The 5,226-nt window shown below is 67.9% G+C and carries 6 protein-coding genes; 3 read left to right on the forward strand and 3 right to left on the reverse strand.

The features are described 5' to 3' along the window. Window positions 1-78: 78 nt before the first annotated feature. Together ffh and AC1DU6_RS19390 are read left to right on the forward strand one after the other, a co-directional pair. Entirely contained in the window at window positions 79-1,458 is a 1,380-nt protein-coding gene (gene ffh, locus AC1DU6_RS19385) for a signal recognition particle protein (protein WP_457349941.1), read from the forward strand. A gap of 147 nt (window positions 1,459-1,605) precedes the next feature. Next, window positions 1,606-2,136, forward strand: coding sequence for a hypothetical protein (locus AC1DU6_RS19390; protein ID WP_477858977.1), 531 nt, complete (start codon window positions 1,606-1,608; stop codon window positions 2,134-2,136). On the opposite strand, the gene AC1DU6_RS19395 is transcribed toward AC1DU6_RS19390, so the two are convergent. Together AC1DU6_RS19395 and AC1DU6_RS19400 are read right to left on the reverse strand one after the other, a co-directional pair. Beyond that, a complete protein-coding gene (locus AC1DU6_RS19395; RefSeq protein ID WP_477858979.1) occupies window positions 2,133-2,744 on the reverse strand; it encodes a LysE family translocator in 612 nt (203 codons plus the stop codon). The genes AC1DU6_RS19390 and AC1DU6_RS19395 overlap by 4 nt on opposite strands. Continuing rightward, the gene (locus tag AC1DU6_RS19400) at window positions 2,741-3,643 is read right to left on the reverse strand and encodes an NAD-dependent epimerase/dehydratase family protein (protein ID WP_477858981.1); all 903 of its coding nucleotides are present in this window, start codon (window positions 3,641-3,643) and stop codon (window positions 2,741-2,743) included. The genes AC1DU6_RS19395 and AC1DU6_RS19400 overlap by 4 nt, the downstream gene beginning before the upstream one ends. A 101-nt stretch (window positions 3,644-3,744) precedes the next feature. On the opposite strand from AC1DU6_RS19400, the gene AC1DU6_RS19405 reads away from it, so the two are divergent. Beyond that, window positions 3,745-4,656: a LysR substrate-binding domain-containing protein gene (locus tag AC1DU6_RS19405; RefSeq protein ID WP_457322878.1), complete on the forward strand. Its 912-nt coding sequence runs from the start codon at window positions 3,745-3,747 to the stop codon at window positions 4,654-4,656. Here AC1DU6_RS19405 and ftsY read toward each other — a convergent pair. Further along, window positions 4,619-5,226 (reverse strand): signal recognition particle-docking protein FtsY (gene ftsY / locus AC1DU6_RS19410; RefSeq protein WP_477858983.1); only part of this gene is annotated, 608 nt, incomplete at its 5' end. The genes AC1DU6_RS19405 and ftsY overlap by 38 nt on opposite strands.

Below are 5,226 nucleotides of genomic sequence, written 5' to 3' on the forward strand. Positions count from 1 at the left end.
CGCCTAGCCTCAGCCCCCTTGCAGATCCAACGTGCACCCCGCCCAAAGCCCGACAGCCTCCTAGCCCACCTCCCCACCATGGCATCCAACCTCACCGACCGCCTGAGTCGCCTCGTCAAGACGATGCGCGGGCAGGCCCGCATCACCGAGAGCAATGTGCAGGACATGCTCCGCGAGGTGCGCATGGCCCTGCTGGAGGCCGACGTGGCCCTGCCGGTGGTGCGCGACTTCATTGCCCGCGTGAAGGAGAAGGCTCTGGGCCAGGAGGTCGTCGGCTCACTGAACCCCGGCCAGGTGCTGGTCTCGGTCGTGCACAAGGAACTCGCCGCGACCATGGGCGAAGGCGTGGCCGACATCAACCTCGCCGCCCAGCCGCCCGCCGTCATCCTGATGGCCGGCCTGCAGGGCGCCGGCAAGACGACGACGACGGCCAAGCTCGCCAAGCACCTGATCGAGAAGCGCAAGAAGAAGGTGCTGACGGTCTCCGCCGACGTCTACCGCCCGGCAGCCATCGAGCAGTTGAAGACGGTGACCAGGCAGGCCGGCGCCGAATGGTTCGAGTCCACGCCCGAGCAAAAGCCTCGTGACATCGCGCTGGCCGCGCTGGACTACGCCAAGCGCCACTACATCGACGTGCTGCTGGTGGACACCGCCGGCCGCCTGGCCATCGATGAAGCGCTGATGGCCGAGATCAAGGACCTGCATGCGGTGCTGAACCCGGTCGAGACGCTGTTCGTCGTCGATGCCATGCAAGGCCAGGATGCGATCAACACCGCCAAGGCCTTCAAGGACGCCCTGCCGCTGACCGGCGTCGTGCTGACCAAGCTCGACGGCGACTCCCGCGGTGGTGCGGCGCTGTCGGTGCGCCAGATCACCGGTGCGCCGATCAAGTTCGCCGGCGTGTCCGAGAAGATCGACGGGCTGGAGGTCTTCGACGCCGACCGCCACGCCGGCCGCGTGCTGGGCATGGGCGACATCGTGGCCCTCGTCGAGCAGGTCACGGCCAACGTCGACATGGCCAGCGCCCAGGCGATGGCCGACAAGCTCAAGAGCGGCAGCGGCTTCGACCTGAATGACTTCCTGCAGCAGATCGCGCAGATGAAGAAGATGGGCGGCCTGGGCGGCCTGATGGACAAGCTGCCGCAGAACATGATGGGCAACAAGCAGCCCGGCCAGGCCGACATGGACCGCGCCGAGCGCGACATGAAGCGCATGGAAGGCATCCTGCGTTCCATGAGCGCCAAGGAGCGCTCACACCCGGCCCTCTTGATGGATGGCAAGAGCAAGGCCAGCCGCAAGCGCCGCATCGCCACCGGCGCCGGCGTGCAGATCCAGGACGTCAATCGCCTGCTGAATCAGTTCGACCAGATGCAGCAGATGATGAAGAAGATGAAGGGCGGCGGCCTGATGAAGATGATGAAGCGCATGGGCGGCATGAAGGGCCTGCCGGGGATGTAAACCCGCAGGCTTGCACTCTCGATCGTTCGTTCGATCCGCGCGCAGACAGCCTGTCGTCAGCAGGGACACAAGTCCACACACTTGGTCCCAAGGTCGAGGGACAACGGAGCATGGTCAAGAACCGGCGCGGCCGCTAGCGTCGCGCGCATGCTGAATCTCCACCTTCCCCTCGCCGTCAGCGCCTGGCTGAGCAACCTCACCGGGCAAGGCAGAGCGCCTCGCAAGGACGCCAGCGACACCGTGATGCAGTGGCCGCCCACCGCTGCGCGGGTGCTGGTGAGCGCGGAGCGCCATGCCCACAAGTGCATCGCGCAAGCCCTGGCACTGGAACACCCCAAGGGCTTCCTGCTGGCCCATGTGCCGCTGCACAAGCTGGTGCGGGTGCCCAAKCAATACTCCTACCGCGAGTGGCTGTCGCGCACGGGCTTGCTGACCGTCGACTTCGCGCTTTGCGACGAACACGGCTATGCGCGCTCCGTCGTTCTCCTGCCCGTCGCCGACGAGCCTCGCCATTCCAGAAAACGGGATCGCCTGTTGCGCGTGCTGGGCGCCACCGAGCTGGCGGTCACACCGTGGAACCGGGAATGGCAGAACGAGTCCAGCGACCGGCTGCGTGACACGCTGTTCCCCAAGCCGCGCGCATCCGGCTACTACGCCGATACGCCGCACGCGCATTAGCCGAACATCAGCAGGGCCGCACAGCCCAGMAAGCCCAGACCGCCGAGGCGGTTCAGCCAGGGCCCGTCGGGCATGCAGGCCCGACGGCGCAGCAGGGCCGCACCTGCGATCAGCAGCGCGAACCAGCCGATGTTGATCAGCTCGAACAGCAGGCCCAGGCGCATGAAGCCGCCCAGCCAGTCGGTGTTGTCAACCGTCAGGAAGAGCGGAAAGAAGGCGCCGAAGAACAGGATGGGCTTGGGGTTGAGCAGCGTCAGCAGCAGGGCCGGACCGAAAGCGCCGCTGGCCTTCCCGCTGGATTTCTCCTCCATGGTGGCAGGCGCCGCAGCGCTGCGCAGCATGGTCAGCCCAAGCCATGCGACATACAGCGCGCCGACCGTCCGCAACGCCACCAACGCCGCCGGCCATTGCTGCAGGAGGCTGCCCAGCCCCAGGCCAGCCGCCATGATCAGCAACAGATCGCCGGCCACCAGGCCGCCAACGGCCAGCATGGCGCGAGGCACCGCCATGCGCACCTGGCCCAGCACATAGAGCGTCGCCGGCCCCGGCACGACGATGACGAGCAAGGCTGCCAGCAGGAAGGCGCCAAGGTGTTGGACGCCGTTCATGCGCCCACCCCTTCACCAGCCAGCGCTGCTGCGTGCGTGTCGATGAGGGCATCCAGCCAGTCGTCCAGGGGATCAAACAGCCAGCCCAGCGCCGTCGCGCGACCGGTGTCCAGCGCGTGAAGCGCGGCGTAGTCGAAAGGGCTCGCACCGGCACCAGCTTTCGGCGTCATCAGCGCCTCGCGCCCCAATCTTGTCGCGATACGCGCATGCAGTTGTGGCGCCGTCAGCGTGCCGCGGCTCGCGACGTTGAGCGGGCCGAGAAAGTCCTGGCGGCCAGCCCAGACCAACAGCGCCACCACGCCAGGCACATCGATGAAGGAGGTCGCGCCCGGCACCGCCGCATGCAGCAGCGGTTCGCCACGGAGGACCCGCTCGACATAGCCGCGCAGCCGGCCGGTGAAATCCTCCGCGCCGCCCAGCACGTGGGCCAGCCGAAGCGTCGCGACCGGCAGCTCCCGAGCCCCCAGCAGCTGGACCTCGGCGCGACGCTTGCCGTCGCCATAGGCCGTCGGCGGCTTGTCCACGGACCGCGCCAGGTCGAGATCCTCCTCTCGATAGGCGCGCGCCAGCTGGCCATGCCGCGCGTCATAGACCTCGAGCGTCGACGTCATCAGGTAGCGGCCGACCTTGCCGGTGAACAGGCGTGCGGCGAGTGCGGCTTCATCCGGGCCGTAGCACATCTGGTCGTAGACGACGTCAAAGCGCGCATCGCTGAATGCAGCCTGCATCGCCGTCGCGTCGCCACGGTCCACCGCGACGCGGCGCACGCGCACGCCGAAGGGATCGGGCGTGCGGCCTCGCGTCGCGATCGTCACGCGGTTGCCAGCAGCGAGCAGTGCCTCAACAAGAGGAATGCCGAAAAATCGGGTTCCGCCGATGACCAGGATTTCTTGACTCATGACTCGTCCGTGGAGTGATGGCCAGCAGTCTTCCCCTGCGGGGCGAGAAGCGAAACCGAGATTTAGCTATCCTGAGGATCAGGAAAACTTGCCCTCGCTCCATGTCCAAGCCTTTTGCCAGCCTGTCAGGCCTGCTCGACTTCGAAGCGGCCGCCCGTCACGATGGCTTTCGCGCGGCAGCGGCCGAGCTGCACAAGACGCCGGCAGCGTTGAGCCAGCAGATCAAGCTGTTGGAGCAGTCCCTGGGCCTGGCCCTGTTCGTGCGCCACGCGCGCCATGTCGCCATCACGCCGGCCGGGCGCGCGCTGGCCGCGAGCGTCACGCGCATGGTGGGCGAACTGCGCGAGCAGGTGCTGGCGCTGCGCGAGACGCAGGACCCGCACACCGTGCGTGTATCCAGCACGCATTCGCTGACGATGAAGTTCCTGGTTCCGCGGCTGCATGCGTTCACCGCGACYCATCCGGCGGTCGACGTGCGCGTGCAGGCCAGCGACCAACTCGCCGACCTCGACGGTGGGGGCTGCGACATCGCGCTGCGCTACCAGGCTCTCGACAAGATGGGGGAGCCGCCGCTGTATGCCGAGCAGCAGGTCGTCGTCTACAGCCCTGCCCTCACGCCCAAGCCCGCGCCACTGGCCGAGCTGCTGCGCCAGCCGCTGCTGCACGAGGAAGGGGGGCTGCAGGCCTGGCAGCGCCTGCTGTCGCGCGAGGGGCTGGCCGCGCGGCGGCATCTCGATTTCTCACGCAGCTACAGCCATGGCGGGCTGCTGGTGCAGGCTGCGGTGGCCGGGCTGGGCGTGGGCCTTGTGCCGTTCGCGCTCGCGGCCGAGGACCTGGCCCAGGGCCGCCTGGTGCTCGCCAACTGCGCGCCGCTGGCTTCGGCCTATGGCTACCGGTTGCTGCGTGGTGCGGCCCGCGTCGGCGCGCCGGCCGTCGACGCGTTCGAGGCCTGGATTCGCACCGAGTTCGGGCGGCTTACTCCAGCAAGGCCCGCGCGAACTCGCGCGCGCTGAAGGTCTCGAGGTCTTCCAGCTTCTCGCCCACGCCGATGAAATAGACCGGCACAGGCCGCTCGCGCGCTATTGCCGCCAGCACGCCACCCTTGGCGGTGCCGTCGAGCTTGGTGACGATGAGCCCGGTGAGGCCCAGCGTTTCGTCAAAGGCCTTGACCTGGTTCAGCGCGTTCTGGCCGGTGTTGCCGTCCACCRCCAGCAGCACCTCATGAGGCGCACCTTCCTGGGCCTTGTTGATGACGCGCTTGATCTTCTTCAGCTCTTCCATCAGGTGGAGCTGCGTCGGCAGGCGGCCGGCGGTGTCGGCGATGACGACATCGGCACCACGAGCGCGTCCGGCATTGACGGCGTCGAAGGACACGGCAGCGGGGTCGCCGCCCTCCTGGCTGACGATCTCGACCTTGGCGCGGTCGGCCCACACACCCAACTGCTCGCGCGCCGCGGCGCGGAAGGTGTCGGCAGCCGCAAGCAGCACCTTCTGGTCGGCTTCGGCAAGATGGCGGGTCAGCTTGCCGATGCTGGTCGTCTTGCCGGCGCCATTGACGCCGACGACCATCATGACAGTGGGCG

It is taken from the genome of Roseateles sp. P5_B10 (assembly GCF_056400485.1).

What these genes read in the sequence shown, in the direction of transcription:
- AC1DU6_RS19400 (WP_477858981.1), bottom strand. Translation starts at nt 3,643, where the DNA reads ATGAGTCAAGAAATCCTGGTCATCGGCGGAACCCGATTTTTCGGCATT.
- ffh (WP_457349941.1), top strand. Translation starts at nt 79, where the DNA reads ATGGCATCCAACCTCACCGACCGCCTGAGTCGCCTCGTCAAGACGATG.